Origin of the sequence: Microbacterium sp. S1037 (genome assembly GCF_048381605.1) — a bacterium.
Lineage (GTDB): Bacteria > Actinomycetota > Actinomycetes > Actinomycetales > Microbacteriaceae > Microbacterium > Microbacterium testaceum_B.
In genome coordinates this window covers 561,247-583,049 of the sequence record NZ_JBLWIG010000003.1, presented here as the reverse complement: position 1 = coordinate 583,049, position 21,803 = coordinate 561,247, and the positions used below count along the sequence as shown (strand labels likewise).

Below are 21,803 nucleotides of genomic sequence, written 5' to 3'. Positions count from 1 at the left end.
ACCGCGTGGCTCAACTTCTCGTTCTCAGCTCCGCCCCCGGCGGTGGTGCCGTTCTGCCTGCGCTCGAACTTCTGAGCCACCGGGTGCGCCAGATCCCCGCCGAGCCGGCTCAGCTGGTGAATGCCCCGAGCGCCGACATCGTCTTCGTCGACGCGCGTTTCGACCTCGTCGGCGCGAAGTCGCTGTGCAAGATCCTCACGACGACGGGCATCGAAGCCCCGTTGATCCTCGTCATCACCGAGGGCGGTCTCACCGCGGTCTCGACCGACTGGGGCGTCGACGACGTCGTACTGGTGGGCGCGGGTCCGGCCGAGATCGACGCTCGCATCCGCCTGGCCATGGGGCGGCGCAGCGCCGATCAGGTGTCGACGCGCATCCAGACCTCCGGCATCACGATCGACGAGTCGTCCTACTCGGCCAAGGTCCACGGCAAGCCGCTCGACCTCACCTACAAGGAGTTCCAGCTCCTTCACTTCTTCGCCACGCATCCCTCGCGCGTCTTCACGCGCGAGCAGCTGCTCAGCGAGGTGTGGGGCTACGACTACTTCGGCGGTACCCGCACGGTCGACGTCCACGTGCGGCGCCTGCGCGCCAAGCTAGGCGACCTCGAACAGCTCATCGGCACGGTGCGCAACGTCGGCTACCGCTTCAACGTGTACGAAGACGACCAGCCGCCCGTGGCATCCGCTCCCGCGTGAGCCACCCGCGGCCCGAGTTTCCACTTCTGAGTTTCCGCCTCTGACCACCCGCGCGTGCGGCGCGCGTACCGCGTGTTCACTCCCGTGTCACCGACCCCTGCAATGATGTGGGGATGATGGAACACGACGCTCTCGACGCGGGCCTCGGCGACGCGGACGACGACGACTTCGACGAGGCGATCGAGGCCGCGGACGACCAGCTGCCCGACCACCGGTACCTCGATCGTGAGATCAGCTGGCTCGCCTTCAACCAGCGCGTGCTCGAACTCGCCGAAGACCCGACGGTCCCCGTCCTGGAACGCGCGAACTTCCTCGCGATCTTCGCGAGCAACCTCGACGAGTTCTTCATGGTGCGCGTCGCCGGTCTGAAGCGTCGCATCATCACCGGGCTCGCCGTCCCGACCAACGTCGGTCGCGCTCCCCTCGACGTCCTCGCCGACATCTCGGCCGAAGCGCACCGTCTCCAGCTCCGCCACGCGGCGGCGTGGACCGAGAAGGTCCGGCCCGCCCTCGCCGAGGCGGGTATCGAGGTCGTCACGTGGGACTCGCTCGACGCGCCCACCGCCGAGCGGTTGACGGAGTACTTCCAGCACAACGTCTTCCCCGTCCTCATGCCGCTCGCGGTCGACCCCGCGCACCCCTTCCCCTACATCTCGGGACTGTCGCTGAACCTCGCGATCCGCATCCGCAACGCGCGGACCGGTCGCCAGGAGTTCGCGCGCCTGAAGGTGCCACCGATGCTGCCGCGGTTCGTCGAGGTCCCCGGCGAGGGTCCGGGCGTGCGGTACCTCCCTCTCGAGGAGCTGATCTCCAACCACCTCGGCGACCTGTTCCCGGGCATGGAGGTGCTCGATCATCACGCGTTCCGGCTCACGCGCAACGAAGACATGACGATCGAGGAAGACGAGACCGAGAACCTCATCCAGGCCCTCGAGGCCGAACTCCTCCGCCGTCGCTTCGGCCCGCCCATCCGCCTCGAGATCACCGAGGACATGGACGACGTCACGCGCTCGCTCCTTCTGAGCGAGCTCGACATCACCGAGCAGGAGGTCTACCGCCTCCCCGGCACGCTCGACCTGCGCGGGCTGTTCGACCTCTCGCGCATCGACCGGCCCGACCTCCACTACCCGCCGCACGTTCCCAAGACCGCACTGGCGTTCCAACCGCCGGAGCAGAACGGGCGCGCCGACCTGTTCGGGGCGATCCGCAAGGCGGATGTCCTCGTGCACCACCCCTACGAGTCGTTCGCGACGAGCGTGCAGGCCTTCCTCGAGCAGGCGGCGCGCGACCCGCACGTCCTCGCGATCAAGCAGACGCTCTACCGCACCTCGGGCGACAGCCCGATCGTGCAGGCCCTGATCGACGCCGCCGAGGCGGGCAAGCAGGTGCTCGCCCTCGTCGAGGTGAAGGCGCGCTTCGACGAGGCCAACAACATCGTCTGGGCGCGCAAGCTCGAGAAGGCCGGCGTGCACGTCGTCTACGGCCTCGTCGGACTCAAGACGCACTGCAAGCTCGCGCTCGTGATCCGCGAGGAAGAGGGGCGCCTGCGCCACTACAGCCACGTCGGGACGGGAAACTACAACCCCAAGACGAGCCGCATCTACGAGGACTTCGGTCTGTTCACGATCGACGATCAGGTCGGGCGCGACCTCACCCGCCTGTTCAACGAGCTGAGCGGGTACGCGATCGAGAAGAAGTTCAAGCGCCTCCTCGTCGCGCCGCTCCACCTGCGCAAGGGCCTGCTCCGCCACATCGACAAGGAGCGCCGCAACGCCCTCGAGGGCAAGCCCGCTCGCGTGCGGATCAAGGTCAACTCGATGGTCGACGAAGAGATCATCGATGCGCTCTACCGTGCGAGCCAAGCGGGAGTTCCCGTCGAGGTCTGGGTGCGCGGCATCTGCTCGATCAAGCCCGGGGTTCCGGGGATGAGCGAGAACATTACGGTGCGCTCGATCCTCGGCCGCTACCTCGAGCACTCGCGCATCTTCTCGTTCGCGAACGACGGCGACGAGCAGATCTACATCGGCAGCGCCGACATGATGCACCGCAACCTCGACCGTCGTGTCGAGGCGCTCGTGCGGGTCGTCGACCCGAGCCAGCTGCAGGAGCTGTCGACCCTGTTCGACCTCGCGATGGACGACGGCACCATGTCGTGGCACCTGAACGCCGACGGCGAGTGGGTCCGGCACAGCGTCGACGCGGAGGGCGCGCCCCTCATCGATCTGCAGGAGCACACGATGGCACGCGTGCAGCGCAAGCGGCGCGCGCGGGCGGCACGGTGAGTGAAACCGCCGTCTACGCGGCTGGAGGCGTGGTCTGGCGCGAGGTCGAGGGCAAGCTGCGGGTCCTGCTGATCCACCGTACGAAGTACCGCGACGTCACGCTGCCCAAGGGAAAGGTCGACCCCGGCGAAACGCTCGCCGAGACCGCCGTGCGCGAGATCCGCGAAGAGACCGGCATCCGTGTCGCCCTCGGGGTGCCCGTCGGTGTCTCTCGGTATCGGATGCCGAGTTCGCGGACGAAGATCGTGCACTACTGGGCCGCCGAGGCGTCGGATGCCGCGGTACGCACGTCGACCTTCGTGCCGAACAAAGAGGTCGCCGCCATCGAGTGGATGAGCCTCAAGAAGGCCCGGAAGAACCTGAGCTACCCGGTCGACCTCGAGATCCTCGACGAGTTCATCCGGCTCGTCGATGAGAAGGCCCTGCCGACCTTCCCGATCATCGCGCTCCGACACGGCAAGGCCCGCCCGCGCGAGGAGTGGGACGGCCCGGATGCCGAGCGCCCCCTCGCCCCGCGCGGACGAAAGCAGGCGAACGCCATCGTCGGCCCCCTGCTCGCGTTCGGGGTGCGCCGGATCGTGTCGAGCCCCGCCGAGCGCTGCGTGCGCACCGTGACCCCGCTGTCGCAGGCACTGGCGCTGAAGATCCAGCTGACGGCCGACATCAGTCAGGACGCCTGGGAAGAGGGTCGCGCCGACGTCCGGAGGGTCGTCGGCGAACGGGTGCGGGCACGAAAGCCCGTTGTGATCTCGAGCCACGGGCCGGTGCTGCCGGCCATCATGCACGAGCTGGCGCTCGCGACCGGCACGATGCGCGGCTCCTACCTCGGCAGTTCGTCGGCGCTCGAGACCGGCGGGTTCTCGGTGGTGCACATCCCCGTCCATCACCCGGGTGCGGGCATCGTCGCCATCGAGACGCACGAGCCACCGGTGTGAGCCTCCCCGACGGCGTCCGCGTCGCGTGGCGCGAGATCGCCGGCGGGGTGGCGCGTCGGTCGGTGTCGCGGGCGCTGGTGAGCGAACTCCTGCCCGGAGCGCGGCTCTCGTCGCGCTGTGCGCGGTGCGGTGGCGACCACGGGCGCCTGCGCGTCTCGGGCGTGGAGGCAGCGGCATCCGTCTCCTACGCCGGGGGCTGGGCGGTGGTCGCGACGCTCGAGGGCGAGGGGCGCGTAGGGCTCGACGCCGTGCCCGCCGACGCGTCCGGCCTGGACCGCGTGATGCCGGGCGCGGATGCGTGGGCGTGGGCGCGGCTCGAGGCGGTGGTGAAGGCCGACGGGCGGGGGCTCGAGGTCGATCCGGCGCGCGTGCGGATCGACGCGCGTGACGACGGCACGTGGAGCGGCGCGATCGACGACGGCCCGGCGTTCGACGGGTACGACGTCGAGGGGCCCGAGGGGGTCGTGGTCGCCGTCGCGGTGCTCACCCGTCATCCGTGAGCGACGCGTGACAGGAGGAGGACCAGGGACGAGCGGAGGGCCGAAACCCACGGCGGATCCTCCCTGCGTCCCTGATCCTCCATCGCGCACGCCTCCGCGCCGCCGCAGCACCGAATCAGCGCGGCGTCAGCGCAGCGCGGGCAGCTCGCGATGGTCGATCCAGCGCGACAGCAGGTGAGCGGCATCCGCTCCCCCGGCCCGCTCGACCGCGGCGCGGAAGTCGTCGGTCGTGACGAGACCGTGGCGGTGGTCGGCGGTCCAGCCGCGCAGCAGCGCGAAGAAGGCGTCGTCGCCGAGCGCGCGACGCACCGCGTGCAGCGCGAGAGCGCCGCGCTTGTAGACGCGATCGTCGAACATGTCGTCGGGTCCGGGATCGACGAGCAGCAGGTCCTGCGGTTTCGCGGCGAGCCGGGTGTAATTCTCGGCGACGGAAGCCCGGATCGAGGGGCCACCTGAGGCGTCCCACCACAGCCACTCCGCGTAGCAAGCGAAGCCCTCGTTCAGCCAGATGTCGCTCCATCGGGCGATGCCGACGCTGTTGCCGAACCACTGGTGCGCGAGCTCATGGGCGACGAGACGCTGCGCCGCCGGGACGAGGTGGTTCATGCCGAACACCGCCAGCCCCTGCGCTTCGAGAGGGATCTCGAGCTCGTCCGCGGTGACGACGAGCGTGCACGCCTCCTGCGGGTATGGACCGAACAGCCTGTCGAACACGCGCAGCATGTCGGGGACGCGGGCGAAGGCCCGGTCGGCGGCCGCGGTGAGGGCGGGCGGGGCGGTCACGCTGACGACGGGGACCACGTCGACGCCGCTTCCCACCAGGACCTGGGTGCGATAGCGCCCGACGTGCACCGCCGCGAGGTAGGTCGCGGTCGGGACCCCGGACGCGAAGGTCGTCGTGGTGCGACCGCCGCGCCGTGTCGTCGCCCCCGCGACGCCGGTGGCCGCGACCGTGTACCCGTCGTCGACCGTGACCTCCAGCCGCATGCGCGCGCGGTTGTCGGGCCGGTCGTTGCAGGGGAACCACGTGGGTGCACCCGTCGGCTGTCCCGCGACGAGAGCGCCGTCGGTCAGCTCCTCCCACCCGACGGTCCCCCAGCGCGAGCGCCGCGGGGCCGGCGAACCGGCGTAGACCACCTCGACGCGGAACGACGCACCGCCGGCGAGAGCGCGCGGCGGGGTGACCCGCAACGCGCGAGGACCGCTCGTGTGACGCGCTGCCACTCCGTCGACCTTCACGCGTGTGGCGCGGAGTCCGACGAGGTCGAGGGCGAACGAGGCGATCGGCTGCCGGGCGACGGCGGTGATCGTGGCCACCCCCTCGAGGCGATTGGTGCGCACGCGGTAGCTGAGGGCGAGGTCGTACTCCTCGACGTCGTACGACGCGTCGCCGCTCTGCGGGGCGTAGGGGTCGCCGCCGCTCACGACGTCGACTGGTAGGCGCGCACCTTGACCGCACGCCAGGGGCCGATGGGGTTTCCGCTCCAGCGCGAGCCGACCGGGACGGTCTCGCCACGCATGACCAGAGAAGCCGGGCCCACGGTGGCGTGAGCGCCGAGCGTGGATGCCGGCAGCACCACGCTGTGCGGGCCGAGGGTCGCCCCGGGTTCCAGCTCGACGGTGTCCATACTCATGATTCGATCATGGAAAAGGTGCGTCTGCACGACGCACCCGCGGTTCACCGTCGATGCGTCGCCCAGGGTCACGAGGTCGGGCTCGGGCAGCCAGTAGCTCTCGCACCACACGCCCGTGCCGATCCGCGCGCCGAGGCTGCGCAGCCACACCGCGAGGGCCGGCGTCCCGGACGCGGCGCGAGCGAACCACGGCGCCGCGACCATCTCGGTGAAGGTGTCGGACACCTCGGTCCGCCAGACGAAACTCGACCACAGGGGCTGCTCTCCTGCCCGGATGACCCCGACGATCGCCCACTTCGCCGCGGTCGACACGGCCGCCGCGACCGCGCCCGCCGCCAGCAGGACAACACCCGAGAGCAGGAGCGTCCACACCGGTCCGACCGCATCCCACAGGCCGGCGAGGGTGAACAGCACGCCGAGGCCGATCCCGCAGGTGACGACCACCGGCACGAAGCGGCACAGCTCCCACAGCGTGCGCGCGAGCCGCAGGCCCGGGGTCGGCTGGTACGTGCGCGACTCGTCGCCCTCGGCCGACAGCCGCCGCAGGCGCACCGCCGGGGAGCCGAGCCACGACGAGCCGGGCTTCGCCTTCAGCGGAGCGGCGGACAGCACGGCCACGAGACCGTCTCGAGGCACGCGGTGTCCGGGGGCCGCCATTCCCGAGTTGCCGAGGAACGCGCGCTTGCCGATGCGCACCGGCCCGAGGCGCAGCCACCCGGCGCGCAACTCGTAGGACGCGACCATGGTGTCGTCGGCGAGGAACGCCCCGTCCTCGATACGGGTCATCGACGGAATGAGAAGGACCGTGGATGCCTCGACGTCGCGCCCGACGCGCGCGCCGAGCAGGCGCAGCCACACGGGGGTGAAAAGCGACGAGTAGAGCGGGAAGAGGATCGTGCGCGCGGCATCCAGGAGTCTCTCGATGCTCCATGCCTGCCACGCGACCCGGCTGCGCACGGGGAACGTCCCCTCGACGAGACCGATCGAGAGCAGCCGCACGAGAAGGACCACGGATGCCGCGAACACGACGCCCGTGACCGCGACCGCCGGCACGAGCCAGGCGAAGGCCCGCGCGGTCGCTTCACCGAGGCTGTCGGCCCCGTGGATGCCCTGCGCGATCACGAGACCGCCGACGGTGAACGCCGCGAGCGGGAGCAGCGCGAGAACCACGGCCGACGCGGCGTACGCCCACAGCCAGCGCGTCGGAGCCGGCGGGCGCTCTCCCGGCCAGCCCTTCGCCGTTCCGCCGACGCGGACGGCGGGCGAGCCGGCCCAGGACTGATCCGCCTTGACCCGGCCGAACACCGCGGAGCCGGGAGCGATCTCGGCGCGACGACCGATCCGCGTGCCCGGGGCCAGGGTCGAGCGGGCTCCCACCGTGGCATCCGCTCCGATGCGGACTTCCCCGATGCGGACGAGGTCGCCGTCTATCCAATAGCCGGTCAGGTCGACCTCGGGCTCGATCGACGCTCCGTCGCCGACGACGAGCATCCCGGTCACGGGCGGCAGTGCGTGCAGGTCGACGTTGCGGCCGATGCGCGCACCCAGCGCCCGGGCGTAGTACGACACCCAGGGCGCACCGGCGAGGCCCACGGCATCCACCTGGTTGGCGATCTGCTCGGCGAGCCACAGACGGATGTGCACCCACCCTCCGCGCGGATAGTCGCCCGGACGCACTCCCGCGAGCAGGAGACGAGCGGATGCCACGGCGATCGCCATGCGCCCGAACGGCGTCGCGAACACGAGCAGACCGATCAGCAGGGCGGGCCAGGGCACCGTCGGGAGCACCTCGAAACCCGGCAGGAGGTGCAGGATCGCCGACGCGGTCAGCAGGTACAACAGCCACCGCACGCCGGCGAGGATGAACAGCGGTGCGCCGAGGAGGGTCTGCGCCCACTGCGTCGTCCGGGGTGTCGGCGCCGCGCGGTGGAACTCGGCCGGACCCTCGTCGCTCAGCTGCGGGCCGAGCGCCTTGGCCATCGCTCCCAGGCGGGGGACGTCGTAGATGTCGGCCACCGAGAACTCGGGCACGCGCGCACGGATCCGTGAGACGAGCTGCGCGGCGGCGAGGGATCCCCCGCCCAGGTCGAAGAAGTCGGCCTTCCGCTCGGTCACGGGAAGGCCGAGGACAGCTTGCCACTGCTCGGCGAGCCAAGCTTCGTCGGCGGAGAAATCCGTGGCGGCGGGCGCATCGACACCCGGTAACGGCCACGGGAGCGCTGCACGGTCGACTTTCCCCGAGGTGCGCACGGGGAGCTCGTCGACGACGCCGAGCAGCGGGATCGTCGAGGCGGGGAGACGCTCGGCGAGTGCGGCACGGGCCGCTCCGCGATCGAGGTCGACCCCGGCATCCATCACCAGATACCCCACGAGCACCGGGACCCCGGCCTCGGTGGTCCGCACCGCGACAGTGGCGGCGCTGACCCCGGCGAGGTCCTGCAGTGCCGACTCGACCTCGCCGAGCTCGATGCGACGCCCGCCGACCTTGACCTGATCGTCGGCGCGGCCCTGGAAGACGAGTCCCTCGGGATCGAAGCGCACGAGGTCGCCCGAACGGTACGCCCGCTCCCAGCCGAGCGTGGGCATGGGGGCGTACTTCTCGGTGTCCTTCGCCGGGTCCAGGTAGCGCGCGAGACCGACACCGCCGATGATGAGCTCGCCGACCTGTCCCTCCGCGACGGGAAGGCCCTCGGCATCCACGACCGCCAGCGCCCAGCCGTCGAGGGGCAGGCCGATACGCACGGGAAGGGTGCCGTCGAGCGGCGCCGCACACGCGACGACCGTCGCCTCGGTGGGTCCGTAGGTGTTCCACACCTCACGCCCCTCGGCGACCAGTCGTGCCGCCAGTTCGGGCGGGCACGCCTCACCGCCGAAGATCAGCAGGCGTACGTTCTCGATCGAGTCGGCCGGCCACATCGCCGCGAGCGTGGGCACCGTCGAGACCACGGTGATGCCCTGGCGCAGCAGCCAGGGCGCGAGGTCCTCGCCCGAGCGCACGAGCGAGCGCGGGGCGGGGACGAGACAGGCTCCATGGCCCCACGCGAGCCACATCTCTTCGCACGAGGCGTCGAAGGCGACCGAGAGCCCCGCGAGCACGCGGTCGCCCGGGCCGAGCGGCTCCTGCTGGAGGAAGAGGCGCGCTTCGGCCTCGACGAAGGCGGCAGCCGATCGGTGCGACACGGCGACACCCTTGGGCACGCCGGTCGAGCCGGACGTGAAGATGATCCACGCGTCGTCGTCCACCGTGGGCGGCGCCACGACCGGAATGGCGTTCGTACTCGGATGCGGAGCGTCCCCCTCGTACAGGCGTACGAGATCGTCATCGCCGGCGACGAACTCTCCGTCGCCCGCGATGATGCCCTTCACACCCGCCTCGCCGAACACCAGCCGAGCGCGTTCGTCGGGGTCGTCGGCATCCACCGGCACGTAAGCCGCTCCGGCGGCCATCACGGCGAGGATCGACACGTACAGCTCTTTGGACCCCGACGGCATGCGCACGCCGACGCGGTCGCCGCGGCGCACGCCCGCGGCGTGAAGGGCACCCGCTGTCCGCCACACCCGAGCAAGCAGTTCGCGATAGCTGAGGGCGCCCGAGCCGTCGTCGATCGCCGAGGCCTCCGGATGCCGAGCCGCGACGTCGGCGAGCAGATCGATGAGCGTGCGGGCGGGCGGGGCGGCGCTCACACGATCGAGCGGCGCCTGGGCGGCGGAGGCGGGGGTCGTCACGGGGGTGAAGCGTATACCGCCGAAGAAAACGTCCCGGTCAGGCGGGAGCGGTTCACCTTCCGTTCACCCGCACAACGCACTCTCGTAAGAGTCGGTGTTTACCGTGCGGGAGAACCCTGCACCGGGTTCGTGTCCCCGACATACGAAGGATTCACACAGTGAAGCTCTCCCGATTCGTTCAGCTGGGCGCCGTGGCGGCCGTCGCCTCCCTCGCTCTCGCCGGCTGCTCCTCGCCCTCCGGCTCCGGCGACGCCGCGGGCACCTCGGCATCGCCGACCTCGTCCGACGTCACGGCGACGCTCGACCCGAACCTCACGGGCACGATCACCGCGGGTGGCTCGAGCGCCCAGTCCAACGCGCAGGCCGCGTGGACCGCCGCCTACAACGCGCAGGTCAAGGGCGTGACGGTCAACTACGACAAGTCGCAGGGCTCCGGCGGCGGTGTCACCAACTTCCTGAGCGGCGCGTACGACTTCGCCGGCTCGGACGCCCCCCTCAACGCCGACCAGACCGCGCAGTCGAAGGCTCTCTGCACCGAGGGTGGCGTGAACATCCCGATCTACCTCGACGGTGTCGCGATCATCTTCAACGTCCCCGGCGTGACCGACCTCAAGCTCTCGGGTGAGACCGTCGCGAAGATCTTCGCGCTGCAGATCACCGACTGGTCCGACCCGGCCATCACCAAGGACAACGGCACGGCGCTCCCCGCCGGTCCCATCACGACCGTCGCGCGTTCGGACGGCTCGGGCACCACGCAGAACTTCACGAACTACCTCGCCGCGACGCAGTCGTCGGTCTGGACCTCGCCCGCGGGCAAGGACTGGCCGATCGAGGGCAACGTGTCGAAGCAGAAGGGCGGCTCCGGCGTCGTCGAGGCGGTCAAGGCCGGCTCGGGCACCATCGGCTACGCCGACCACTCCGCCATCGGCGACCTGAACGCAGCCGCGATCATCCAGGACGGCACCGCGATCCCCTACAGCGCCGAGGCCGTCACCGCGACGTTCGAGGCCGCGGCCGTCGACGCCAGCAACGGCGTCCCGGGCGACCTGTCGAAGAAGTTCGACTACTCGAAGCTGACCGCCGAGACCTACCCGATCCCGCTCGTGTCGTACGCCGTCACCTGCACCACCTTCAAGGACACCAAGCAGTCCGAGCTGGTGAAGTCGTACCTCGGCTTCGTCACGAGCACCACGGGCCAGGCTGTCGCCGCGAAGAACGCCGGCTCCGCCCCGCTGCCGGACTCGGTCCTCTCGGCTGCTGCGGAGACGCTCGCGGCCATCAAGTAACACCTCTCGGACTCGGCCCGGTCCGCACCTCCCGTGCGGACCGGGCCGGGCTGATCGGAGGGGTCGATTCAGCATCGACCGTTCCGCTGAGCCGAACATCCTCAGAGAGAACCCGACCGAGGAGCACCCCTTGATCCGTGCCGAGCATGAGGTCCCCCGTGACTGACACCGTGAGTGACGCCGCGACCGACGCCGCGACACCGAGCACCCCGAAAGCCAGCATCGTCGGGAAGCGTCGCGTCGGCGACACCGTCTTCCTCGGCCTGTCGACCACGGCGGCTGTGTCGATCATGGTCATCCTCGCCGGCGTGGCGATCTTCCTGATCATCCGAGGCCTCCCGGCCATCACGGCGAACTGGAGCGAAGGCGACCTCGCCGGCTATCAGAACCGCAACTGGTCGAGCTTCTGGGAGTACGTCGGTCCGCTGCTCTTCGGCAGCATCTGGGCCGCGCTCATCGCGATGGTGATCGGAACCCCCGTCGCCATCGGCATCGCGCTGTTCATCTCGCACTACGCACCCCGTCGACTGGCCGGCGCGCTCGGCTACGTCGTCGACCTGCTCGCGGCGGTGCCCTCGATCGTCTTCGGCCTCTGGGGCATCATCGTCATGCGCCCGCTCCTTCTGCCCGTGAGCCAGTTCCTCAACGAGTACCTCGGCTGGATCCCGCTCTTCCAGGGGCCCGTGTCGACCACCGGCTCCACGATGTTCACCGGTGGCGTCGTGCTCGCCGTGATGATCCTGCCGATCGTGACCTCGATCACCCGAGAGATCTTCCTGCAGACCCCGCGCCTGCACGAGGAAGCCGCTCTCGCCCTCGGTGCCACGCGCTGGGAGATGATCCGCCTGGCGGTCTTCCCGTACGCGCGCAGCGGCATGGTGTCGGCGACGCTGCTCGGTCTCGGTCGCGCCCTCGGCGAGACCATGGCCATCGCCCTGATCATCTCGCCGAGCCTCATCTATTCGGTGCTCCTGCTGACCGACGGTTACAACTCCCAGACCATCGCCGCCAACATCGCCCTGAACTTCCCGATCGCGACCGACCTGCAGCGCTCCGCGCTCATCGGCACGGGCCTGATGCTCTTCGTGGTGTCGCTCGCGGTGAACATGCTCGCGCGCTACATCATCTCGGCGACGGGACCGGGCGCGAAGGGCCGCAAGAGAGGAAAGCGCTCGTGACCGCCTCCGCCGTCCCGGCTTCGGCTCCCCTGGCCCTGACCAGCGGGCAGCTTCCGCGGTTCATCGAACCCGCCCTGCTCGTCGGGGTCGCCGTGGTGATCGCCGCCGTGCAGTTCCTCTTCGGCGGTTTCAACCTCGCGGTGTGGCTGATCCTGACCGCCGTGATCTACCTGATCGCGATCGGCGTCGGCTCCGCGATCGTCGAGAACCGCCGCAAGGCTGTCGACCGCATCGTCCGCGGACTCGTCACCGCCGCGTTCCTTCTCGCTCTCGCGCCTCTCGTGTCGACCCTGTGGACGGTGATCTCCAAGGGACTCGCCGTGGTGAACCTGCAGTTCATCACCCAGGTCGGCGGCACCACCTTCGACCCGAACACCCTCGCGGTCGTCGCGACCGCCGGCGCGTGGCAGGCCATCGCCGGCACACTGATCATCACCGGGATCGCCGCGCTCATCTCGGTTCCGGTCGGCGTCCTCGCGGCCGTCTACCTCGTCGAGTACGCGCTGCCCACGAATCCCCTGCGCCGCACGATCACGTTCCTCGTCGACGTGATGACCGGCATCCCCTCGATCGTCGCGGGTCTGTTCGCGTTCTCGCTGTTCAGCCTCATCGTCGGTCCGAAGGCGTTCAGTGGGTTCTCGGCATCCATCGCCCTGTGCGTGCTGATGATCCCCATCGTCATCCGCTCCACCGAAGAGATGCTGCGCCTGGTGCCGGCCGACCTGCGCGAGGCATCTCTCGCGCTCGGCGTGCCGCGCTCGGCGACGATCATCAAGGTCGTGCTCCGTACGGCAGCCTCGGGCATCATCACCGGTGTCGTGCTGGCCGTGGCCCGCGTCGTGGGTGAGACGGCGCCGATCTTCATCGCCGCCAGCTTCACCGACAACTTCAACTCCAACCCCTTCGAGGGTCCGATGCAGACCCTGCCGGTCATGGCGTACACCGCGTACAGCTTCCCCGGGCAGGACATCGACGCCTCCCAGGCCAACGCCTGGGGCGCGGCTTTCCTCCTCGTCGTCCTCGTCGTCATCTTCAACCTGATCGCCCGGATCGTCGCGGCCCTGTTCGCACCGAAGTCCCGCTGAGCGCGGAAAGGCACACCCCCATGTCCAAGAGCATCGAGGTCCAGGACCTCAACGTCTACTACAGCGACTTCCTCGCGGTCGAGGGCGTCTCGATCGACATCGAGCCGCGTTCGGTCACCGCCTTCATCGGCCCCTCGGGCTGCGGAAAGTCCACGTTCCTGCGCACGCTGAACCGCATGCACGAGGTCATCCCCGGCGGACACGTCAAGGGCCGCGTGCTGATCGACGGCGACGACCTGTACGGCCCCGGGGTCGACCCGGTGCTGGTGCGCCGCCACGTCGGCATGGTCTTCCAGCGTCCGAACCCGTTCCCCACCATGTCGATCCGCGAGAACGTGCTCGCCGGCGCGAAGCTCAACGACAAGCGCATGTCGAAGAGCGACGCCGACGCCCTCGTCGAGAAGTCGCTGCAGGGCGCCAACCTCTGGAACGAGGTCAAGGACCGCCTCGACAAGCCGGGCGGCGGCCTCTCGGGTGGTCAGCAGCAGCGCCTGTGCATCGCGCGCGCGATCGCCGTCTCGCCCGACGTGCTGCTGATGGACGAGCCGTGCTCGGCCCTCGACCCCATCTCGACCTTCGCGATCGAGGAGCTGATCGGCGAGCTGAAGAGCGAGTACACGATCGTGATCGTGACGCACAACATGCAGCAGGCCTCGCGCGTGAGCGACAAGACGGCGTTCTTCAACATCGCCGGCACCGGCAAGCCCGGCAAGCTCATCGAGTACAACGACACCGCGACGATCTTCACCGCCCCGACCGTCCAGGCGACCGAGGACTACGTCTCGGGACGCTTCGGATAAACCCGCGTCGCGCGATGGCCCCGCTTCGGCGGGGCCATCGTCGTTTCCGGGGGGGGCGGACGTGTCTGGTCCGTCGGTTCCGGGAGTCAGTCGCGGGGCGAGAGCAGGTACGCGTTCAGCTCGTCGGTCAGATCGCGGTCGACGGTCTTCTCGACGCCGTCGACCGCCGAGATCGGCGCGGCCAAACGGACGCTCGACAGCAACCACGCGGCATCCGCGGTTCTGAGGTCGCTCAGGAGCACCGGCTCGTACACGGTCGAGAAGCCACGCTGCGCGAGGTGGGCGAACAGGCTTCGCTGAGTGGTCCCGTGCAGGATGCCGGCGGCGGGCTCGGGCGTGACGAACCTGTCTCCGAGTCGGAGGATGACGGATGCCGTCGGCGCCTCGAGCACGTATCCGTCGGTCGTGACGAACACCGCGTCGTCGGCTCCGCGGCGCTTCGCCTCGCGGATCGCGGCCATGTTGACCGCGTAAGAGAGGGTCTTCGCGCCGAGCAGCAGCCACGGCGCGCGCCCGGGGACGTCGAGCTGGTACCCGCGATCGAGGGTGACGACGCGCACCCCTTCGGTGCGGGCGCGCGTGTTCTCGGGCGCCGTCGCGAGGGTGACCCACGCGGTCGGGGACGACCCCTCTTCGATGCCCCGGCTGAGGATGAGCTTGATCACGCGCTCCCCCGGCCCGGCTTCGGCGGCGACGCGCGCGATCGCCGCCCGCCACTGAGCCGCGTTCGGAGCCGGAAGGTCGAGCAGGTGCGCGGAATGCGCGAGTCGATCCAGGTGCGGACCGACCTCTTGAGCATGCCCGTCGACCACACCGAGCGACTCGAAGACACCGTCGCCACGCTGCGCGCTCAGCTCACCGAGCGGCAGCGCCGGTCCGAGCGGGTCGATGACCGTGAACCCGTCGGCGAAGCTCTCGCGTCGATCGTCGGATGCCACGGGGTCGATCATGAGGGCGAAACGTAAAGCCATGGAGCGAGCCTACGCTCGGGGCACGACACGCCCGGGTCTTGTCAACGGGGCCTCCGGAGGGAATGTCCGCCGCTGACGCTTGTTACACTTTTCATGCCGGGCCGCAGTAACCCCGGGCTCCATCTTCTGCCGCTTTGAGCGGCCATGCGCCGAGAGGCGTTCTGCGGTCCGGCACTTTTCTTCTCCGCGGTGGGTTTCTCCTGCGGGTGGCTTCGACAGGCTCAGCCACCGTTCCCGCCGCGCGCTCTCCGCCGCCCGCGCGCTCTCCGCCGCCCGCTCGCGCGAGGCACGGCTCGCGCGACGGCACCCGCCCCGCGAGGTCCCTGAGCTTGTCGAAGGGACCGGGAGCACCCTCAGGTCAGCGCATCCCGCCGCCACAGCGCCGCGGCGGCCGACAGATCCTCGGCGTACGTCGACAGCCGAAGCGCGCGCGTCGTCAACGCCGAGGCCCGCTCCGACTCGGTGTTCTCGTAGTCGTCGGCGAGATGCGTCGACCCCGACGCCTGCACACGGCAGAACGCGGCGGCGCGGTCCAGCGCCACGGCGAAATCGCCCTCGAACAGTCCCCTCAGGATCGTGTCGATCAGCTGCACGAGCTCCTCGGGACCGGCGGGCGCAGGGGCGCCGACCACGACGGGGTCGACCGTCGTCATCTCGACCCGCCCTCGCTCGTACAGCAGGGCCGCCGTCGCCGCATCGTCGTGGATCATGAGCTGCAGCAGGTAGAGGCGCCACAGTGCCCCTGGGAGGGAGCGCGCGGGTGACCGCGACCACAGCTCGGCGATGTCGTCGATGCCGTGGTCGTCGGTGAAGGCGACGAGACGCTCGACGATGTCGACGCTCGGATCCGCGCGGACGCGCGCGAGGAGAGCGTGAGCGGTGCTGTGCGCGACACGCGAGACCTCGGCGGGGTCGTCGGCGGCGAAGAGACGGTCGAACAGTTCAGCGGGACGTCGGATCGGCTTGTGGAACTCGCGCGGCGAATCGCTCATCGTTCCAGGCTAGGCGGTCAGCCGGGGAAGGGGGTCCGGTCCCTTCGACAAGCTCGGGGACCTCGGTCGCGAGGCTCAGGGACCTCGCTCGAGCAGCCTCAAGCGGTGGCGACCGCGACGACCGGTGCGGAGCTCGGCGTCCCGTCGGGCGAGCCGCCCGCCGGTTCGACCGTCACCGCGATGACGTCGCCCGAGTGGAACTCTCCATCGAGCATCGCTGTCGCCCGGCCCTCGGCATCCGTCTCGAAGATGCCCGCGGCGATCGGCGTCTCGCCCCGCACGAACCACAGTTCATAGGTCTGGTCGTCGCTGAGCGCCGGCATGCCGTCGGTCACGAGCACGCTCTGCCCGGTCGAGGCAGACCAGTGCGCGGTCGCGGAGCCGCCGTCCGGCATCGACACCGAAGCGGACTGCGCGTCGGGCGCGCTCTCGATCTGCTGCAGGGCGATGACGGCCGCGGGCCGGGTGAGGTATTGGCCGAACGACGCCGCCCCGAAGCCGAGGACCAGAACAGCGACGATGGATGCCGCGAGCGTGAACCAGCGACGACGGCCCCAGCTCGCGGGGCGCGAGGAAGTGGCATCCGGAACGACCGGCGCGGGACCTGCCGCCGCGTAGTCCTCGTCGTCGCGGTCGACATCGGGGGTGGTGACCGGCCCGACTGCCTGCTGAGGAACGTCGGCGATACGAGCCATGAGGGAGGCGCGCACCGACGGCGGCGGGTCGACGGGCTCGATGACCGCGCTCAGGGCGGCGATCGCCTCGGCTGCGTCGCGGACGTGCGACTCCCAGTGGGGATTGCTCGCAAGTGCCTCCTGGTACGCGCGTTCGTCAGCATCGGATAGCGCATTCAGCGCGTGACCGGCTGCGAGGTCGGCGAATTCCCTCTCGTTCACTTGTCCACCCCCATTTCCATCCTCAAGCGTGACAAACCGTCACGCATTCTCGTCTTGACCGTCCCGAGGGGCGCACCGACGAGAGTAGCGATCTCACTCTGGCTGTATCCACCGAAGTAGGCCAACGTGAGCGCTTCTTTCTGGGCCTCGGGAAGCGCCGCCAGTGCATCGACGACGCGTCTCCCCTCGATCTTCATCTCGACTTTTTCGGCGACGTTGTCATAGGCAACGTCGATATCGCGGAAGCCCGCGCGCACATCCCGATCGACACTGGACTGCGCGGACCGCACGCGGTCCACCGCCCTCCGGTGTGCGATCGTGAGGACCCACGATCTTCCCTGCCCTCTCTTCGGAGTGAAGCGCGCAGCGGATTGCCACACTTCCAGGAAGACCTCCTGCAGCACCTCTTCACTCTGCGCCCGGTCGACGAGCACCCGGAGGATGAGACCGAAAGCCCGAGGCGACAGCGCGTCGTACAGTTCGGCGAATGCATCCCGGTCGCCCGTCGCGACGCGCTGGATGAGATCGCCCACGTGGTCGGCGCGATCCGAGCCCTCGTCGGGCAGGTCGAAGCCGTCGATCACCATGGCATCCATCCTCTCTTACGCCGAGGGCGCGGCCCGACCGGGTGGCCGCGCGTCGAGACATTGGGTACGGAACCGTTATGCGCGCGGATCGACCTTCTTCCGAGCTGATAGAAAATATTCCTCAGAATATTTCCTCGCCTCTCACCTGGGGTTTTCCATCTCGGAATCTCTCGTTCGAGAACGAATTCCGCCTCGACGCCAATCCGATCGCCCTGGGGTCCCGAAGACCCCGTGTAAGCCGCTCCACGGCGAACCACCCGCACCGGGGTGTCCCTGACGGATCGTGAATGCGATCCGAACGATTTCGGAGGAATGTCATGCTCACCAACAAGAAGCCTGTCGTTGCTGGTCTCGCCCTCGTTCTGGGTTCGGCCTTCGCTCTCACCGCCTGCTCGGGTGGCACCACCTCGGGTGGTTCCATGAGCGAAGAGACCAGCAGCGCCCCCTCGATGGCAGCGTCGCCCTCGGCCTCCTCTGGCTCGATGGACGCTGCGTCCGACCTCGTCGGCCCCGGTTGCGCCGACTACGCCGCCGCCGTCCCCTCGGGCGCCGGTTCGGTCGAAGGCATGGCCGCTGACCCGGTCGCGACCGCCGCCTCGAACAACCCGCTGCTGAAGACGCTCACCGCCGCCGTCAGCGGCCAGCTGAACCCCGATGTGAACCTGGTCGACACGCTCAACGGCGGCGAATTCACCGTGTTCGCTCCGGTCGACGACGCGTTCGCCAAGATCCCCGCCGCGACCATCGACGGCCTCAAGACCGACAGCGCCACGCTGAGCAAGATCCTCACGTACCACGTGGTCGCCGGTCAGCTCAGCCCGTCCGAGATCGACGGCACCCACGCCACGGTCGAGGGACAGGACGTCACCGTCTCGGGCTCGGGCGACAACCTCATGGTCAACGACGCCAAGGTGATCTGCGGTGGCGTGAAGACCGCCAACGCGACCGTGTACCTCATCGACACGGTGCTGATGCCCCCGGCTGCGTAAGTCACGCACCCGGCCGATCCTCGGATCGGATCTGACGGCGAGCGCCGGACCCCAGGCGAGGGGGTCCGGCGCTCGCTCTTTCGTGCCGGTCAGTCGCCGTCCACCGCGCGCACGATCTCGTTCTGCACGAGACGCGCGGCGACGGGGCCGGCATTGGTGAACCAGGGGTCGTAGTCGACCGCGACGGCACGGCCGTCGGCAACGGCGCCGAGTGTCTTCCACAGCGGCGCATCCTCGATGAAGGCCGTCCCCTCGCCGATCCCGGCGTAGAACACGTGGTCGGCATCGGCCAGATCGATCTGCTCGGCGCTGATGTCCTGCGACGTGTCATCGAACTGCTGAGAGGCCGGTCGCCCGAGACCGAGGTCTTCGGCGATTCCCCCGGCGAACGAGGGCACTCCCATGATGCGCGTGCGGTCCCCGGTGGACTGCAGGAACGAGACCGTCGGCTCCCCCGCCGCGTGCGTCTCGGCGAATGCCGCACTCTCCGACTGCAGTGAATCCAGGATGCCGCGCGCCTCCCCCTCTTGACCGAGGGCGTCCGCGATGAGCAGGAAGTCGCTCTTCCAGTTCACGCCGTTGCCCTTGGTGAGCACGGTGGGGGCGATGGCGGAGAGCGCGTCGTACAGCTCGGTGCCCCGGGTGGAGTTGATGAGGATCAGGTCGGGGTCGGCTTGGGCGATGGCCTCGAGGTCGGGCTCCGTCCGCTTGCCGATGTCGGCCATCGCGGCAAGCGGGGCCGCCTCGTCGGGGAAGGCGTCCTGGAGGTACTGCGGAACGAGGCCGCTGTTCTCGGCGCGCGTCGCCGCGACCGGCACGGTTCCGAGAGCCAAGAGGGCGTCCAATTGACCGGTCGAGACGACGGCGATGCGCGTCGGCTTCGCGGTGATCGAAGTGACCCCGCCGAAGTGGGTCACCTCGCGCGGGAAGACGCCGTCGGCCTCGCTCGAACCCATGCCGGGCTCCAGATCGCGCGAGACCACCCAGGTGCCGGTGGCCCCCGCCTCGGCGTCGACCGTCGATGACGGTGCGCCGGCCCCGGCGCAGCCGCTGAGTACGAGGGCGAGGGCCGCTCCGAGGGCGAGGACCGCTCGTCGAGGACGATGACGGATGTGCGGAGACGAGAAACGAAAGAGGGTCACACGGTTAGGATAACCTTACCTTTGTGCTCGATTCGGCCGCTGCCAGCTCACCGGGGATTGCGGCACAGCTGGACTCGCGTCGTCGTTCGGCGCGCTCTCGCGCGATCGTGCTGATCGTCGCGGTCTCCGCTCTTCTTGCGGTCCTCGTCGTCGCGAGCCTCGCCGTCGGATCGCGGGCCCTCGCCCCCGTGGACGTGCTGTCCGCCCTGTTCTCGGAACGCCGGGATACCGTCGGCGTCATCGTCCACGAGCTCCGTGTGCCGCGCACCCTCACGGCCCTGCTCGCGGGAGCGTGCCTGGGTGTCGCCGGCGTCCTCATGCAGGCGCTCACCCGGAATCCGCTCGCCGACCCCGGGCTTCTCGGGGTGAACGCGGGTGCCGCGCTCGGCGTGGTCGTCGCGATCGCCGCCTTCGGAGTGGGGACCGCCAGCGGCTATGTCTGGTTCGCGTTCGCCGGGGCGGGCGGAGCCGCCCTGCTCGTGAACGCCGCCGCACGGCCCGACCGGCGCAACGACACCGTCGGTCTGATCCTCGCCGGCGTCGCCCTGAGCGCCTGCCTCAGCGCCATCGTCGGCATCATCACCCTCGCCGACGACACCACGTTCGAGTCGTTCCGATTCTGGGCGGTCGGCTCGTTCGAACGGAGGGATGCCGACGTCTCGGCCCAGCTGCTTCCGTTCGCCATCGTCGGGATGGCGCTCGCCGCCCTCATCGCACGAGGCCTCGACCACCTCCAGCTGGGACGGGATCTGGCCCGATCCCTCGGGGTCTCGCCCGCCCTCGTGACGATCGCCTCGGGCGCGGCGATCACCGTGCTCTGCGCCACCGCGACGTCGGCGGCGGGGCCGCTCGCCTTCATCGGCCTGCTCGTCGCGCACGCCGTCCGCGGAGCCGTCGGCGGATCCGTCCCCGTCTCTCTGCCGCTCGCGGCCGTGACAGGTGCCGCACTGACGCTCGCGAGCGACATCGTGGGGCGCGTCATCGCCCTCCCCGGCGAAGTCGAGGCGGGTATCGTCGCCGCCTTCCTCGGCGCTCCGCTCCTCCTCTGGCTGATCCTGCGGAGAACCCGATGAGCGCGCCCTCGCGGACCCGGCTGTCACGACATCGACGCACGCTCGCGGTCACGGCGATCCTGATCCTCGTCGCCGTGGCCGCGGCCGGCGTCGGGCTCACGACGGGTTCGTTCCACGCATCGCTCGGGGATGTGGCATCCGCTCTATCCGGCGACGCCGATTCACGAACCACTGTCGTCGTCATGGGCATGCGGATGCCACGCCTCATCGCCGCGCTTCTCATCGGGGCCGCGTTGGGTCTGGCCGGTGCGGTGTTCCAAACCCTGGCGCGCAACCCGATCGCGAGTCCCGACATCGTCGGCTTCACGGCCGGGTCGGCGACCGGGGCGCTCATCGGGCTGACCCTGATCTCTCCTCCCCCGTCCCCGGCGATCGGCGCGTGGACGGGAGGGCTGCTCACCGTCATCGTGGTCATGGCGATCGCCCGCAGCGTCGGGATCTCGCGGGAGCGAACGATCCTCGCCGGCATCGCCCTGACGACCCTCCTGGCCGCCGTCAACGACTACCTGCTCACCCGCGCTCCCCTCGACGTCGCGCGCAACGCGACGCAGTGGCTCCACGGAAGTCTCGCCGCCACCTCCGCGAACGACGTCGTGCTGCTCCTCGCCTCACTGGGCGTGCTCAGCGCCGCGCTGGTCGCGCTCCGTCGCGACTATCGCGCCCTCGAGCTCGACGACGACACCGCGCGGTCGCTGGGCGTCCGCACCGGTCGCGCGCGCCTCGCGCTCGTGGTGGTCGCCGCGCTCCTGACCGGAACGGCGACAGCGGTCGCGGGCCCGATCGGCTTCGTCGCCCTCGCCGCACCGCAGCTGGCTCGTCGCGCAATGGGGACGAGCGGCATCCCCCTCGTCGGATCCGCCCTCACGGGGGCCGTCGTGCTGATCGTGGCCGACGTCGTCGCCCAGCGCGCGCTCGCTCCCCTGCAGATCCCCGTCGGTCTGCTGACCGCGGCGGTGGGCGGTGCGTACCTGTTCTGGATCGTCGCCCGCTCCCGGCGGTGAGCACGGCACCCCCGCCGCGCCCGCTAGG

The 21,803-nt window shown here is 69.9% G+C and carries 18 protein-coding genes; 11 read left to right on the top strand and 7 right to left on the bottom strand.

Going from position 1 to position 21,803, the window contains the following annotated elements:
• The first annotated feature begins 5 nt into the window (after window positions 1-5).
• The 4 genes from ACMW4R_RS17790 (at window position 6) to ACMW4R_RS17775 (ending at window position 4,415) form a co-directional block, all read left to right on the top strand.
• On the top strand, window positions 6-698 hold the full coding sequence (locus tag ACMW4R_RS17790) for a winged helix-turn-helix transcriptional regulator (RefSeq protein WP_058597422.1): 693 nt from the start codon (window positions 6-8) through the stop codon (window positions 696-698).
• 113 nt (window positions 699-811) lie between these two features.
• Window positions 812-2,980, top strand: coding sequence for an RNA degradosome polyphosphate kinase (locus tag ACMW4R_RS17785; protein ID WP_418300561.1), 2,169 nt, complete (start codon window positions 812-814; stop codon window positions 2,978-2,980).
• Complete coding sequence (locus tag ACMW4R_RS17780) at window positions 2,977-3,915, top strand: NUDIX hydrolase (protein WP_058628406.1); 939 nt, start codon at window positions 2,977-2,979, stop codon at window positions 3,913-3,915. The genes ACMW4R_RS17785 and ACMW4R_RS17780 overlap by 4 nt, the downstream gene beginning before the upstream one ends.
• The gene (locus ACMW4R_RS17775; protein WP_058628405.1) at window positions 3,912-4,415 is read left to right on the top strand and encodes a 4'-phosphopantetheinyl transferase superfamily protein; all 504 of its coding nucleotides are present in this window, start codon (window positions 3,912-3,914) and stop codon (window positions 4,413-4,415) included. The genes ACMW4R_RS17780 and ACMW4R_RS17775 overlap by 4 nt, the downstream gene beginning before the upstream one ends.
• A 126-nt stretch (window positions 4,416-4,541) precedes the next feature.
• Here the strand turns inward: ACMW4R_RS17775 and ACMW4R_RS17770 are convergent, their stop codons facing one another.
• Both ACMW4R_RS17770 and ACMW4R_RS17765 read right to left on the bottom strand, forming a co-directional pair.
• Complete coding sequence (locus ACMW4R_RS17770; protein WP_418300560.1) at window positions 4,542-5,840, bottom strand: M1 family metallopeptidase; 1,299 nt, start codon at window positions 5,838-5,840, stop codon at window positions 4,542-4,544.
• A complete protein-coding gene (locus ACMW4R_RS17765) occupies window positions 5,837-9,775 on the bottom strand; it encodes a Pls/PosA family non-ribosomal peptide synthetase (protein ID WP_418300559.1) in 3,939 nt (1,312 codons plus the stop codon). Before ACMW4R_RS17765 ends, ACMW4R_RS17770 begins: the two co-directional genes overlap by 4 nt.
• A gap of 158 nt (window positions 9,776-9,933) precedes the next feature.
• Between ACMW4R_RS17765 and ACMW4R_RS17760 the strand changes: the two genes are divergently transcribed.
• From ACMW4R_RS17760 to pstB, 4 genes are all read left to right on the top strand, one after another.
• Window positions 9,934-11,061 (top strand): phosphate ABC transporter substrate-binding protein PstS, encoded by a 1,128-nt coding sequence (locus ACMW4R_RS17760; RefSeq protein WP_058597416.1) that lies wholly within the window; start codon window positions 9,934-9,936, stop codon window positions 11,059-11,061.
• A 158-nt stretch (window positions 11,062-11,219) separates the two neighbouring features.
• On the top strand, window positions 11,220-12,239 hold the full coding sequence (gene pstC, locus ACMW4R_RS17755; RefSeq protein WP_193751253.1) for a phosphate ABC transporter permease subunit PstC: 1,020 nt from the start codon (window positions 11,220-11,222) through the stop codon (window positions 12,237-12,239).
• Entirely contained in the window at window positions 12,236-13,324 is a 1,089-nt protein-coding gene (gene pstA / locus ACMW4R_RS17750; protein ID WP_058597415.1) for a phosphate ABC transporter permease PstA, read from the top strand. The genes pstC and pstA overlap by 4 nt, the downstream gene beginning before the upstream one ends.
• Before the next feature lie 20 nt (window positions 13,325-13,344).
• Entirely contained in the window at window positions 13,345-14,124 is a 780-nt protein-coding gene (gene pstB, locus ACMW4R_RS17745) for a phosphate ABC transporter ATP-binding protein PstB (protein WP_058614292.1), read from the top strand.
• An 86-nt stretch (window positions 14,125-14,210) separates the two neighbouring features.
• Here pstB and ACMW4R_RS17740 read toward each other — a convergent pair whose 3' ends face one another.
• The 4 genes from ACMW4R_RS17740 to sigK all read right to left on the bottom strand — a co-directional run bounded on the left by ACMW4R_RS17740 (window position 14,211) and on the right by sigK (window position 17,570).
• Window positions 14,211-15,095 carry an aminodeoxychorismate lyase gene (locus ACMW4R_RS17740; RefSeq protein WP_418300558.1) on the bottom strand — a complete coding sequence of 295 codons (885 nt, stop codon included), beginning with the start codon at window positions 15,093-15,095 and terminating at the stop codon, window positions 14,211-14,213.
• 353 nt (window positions 15,096-15,448) lie between these two features.
• Window positions 15,449-16,087, bottom strand: coding sequence for a hypothetical protein (locus ACMW4R_RS17735; RefSeq protein WP_058626114.1), 639 nt, complete (start codon window positions 16,085-16,087; stop codon window positions 15,449-15,451).
• A 98-nt stretch (window positions 16,088-16,185) separates the two neighbouring features.
• Entirely contained in the window at window positions 16,186-16,983 is a 798-nt protein-coding gene (locus ACMW4R_RS17730; protein ID WP_058626115.1) for an anti-sigma factor, read from the bottom strand.
• Entirely contained in the window at window positions 16,980-17,570 is a 591-nt protein-coding gene (sigK, locus tag ACMW4R_RS17725; RefSeq protein WP_418300557.1) for an ECF RNA polymerase sigma factor SigK, read from the bottom strand. The genes ACMW4R_RS17730 and sigK overlap by 4 nt, the downstream gene beginning before the upstream one ends.
• Before the next feature lie 317 nt (window positions 17,571-17,887).
• On the opposite strand from sigK, the gene ACMW4R_RS17720 reads away from it, so the two are divergent.
• Window positions 17,888-18,559: a fasciclin domain-containing protein gene (locus tag ACMW4R_RS17720; protein ID WP_058626116.1), complete on the top strand. Its 672-nt coding sequence runs from the start codon at window positions 17,888-17,890 to the stop codon at window positions 18,557-18,559.
• Between the two features lie 89 nt (window positions 18,560-18,648).
• Here the strand turns inward: ACMW4R_RS17720 and ACMW4R_RS17715 are convergent, their stop codons facing one another.
• Window positions 18,649-19,701, bottom strand: a complete 1,053-nt coding sequence (locus ACMW4R_RS17715; RefSeq protein ID WP_418300556.1) for an iron-siderophore ABC transporter substrate-binding protein — start codon at window positions 19,699-19,701, stop codon at window positions 18,649-18,651.
• Window positions 19,702-19,724: 23 nt separating this feature from the next.
• On the opposite strand from ACMW4R_RS17715, the gene ACMW4R_RS17710 reads away from it, so the two are divergent.
• Complete coding sequence (locus ACMW4R_RS17710) at window positions 19,725-20,774, top strand: FecCD family ABC transporter permease (protein ID WP_418300555.1); 1,050 nt, start codon at window positions 19,725-19,727, stop codon at window positions 20,772-20,774.
• Window positions 20,771-21,775, top strand: coding sequence for a FecCD family ABC transporter permease (locus tag ACMW4R_RS17705; protein WP_418300554.1), 1,005 nt, complete (start codon window positions 20,771-20,773; stop codon window positions 21,773-21,775). Before ACMW4R_RS17710 ends, ACMW4R_RS17705 begins: the two co-directional genes overlap by 4 nt.
• The last annotated feature ends 28 nt before the right edge of the window (window positions 21,776-21,803 follow it).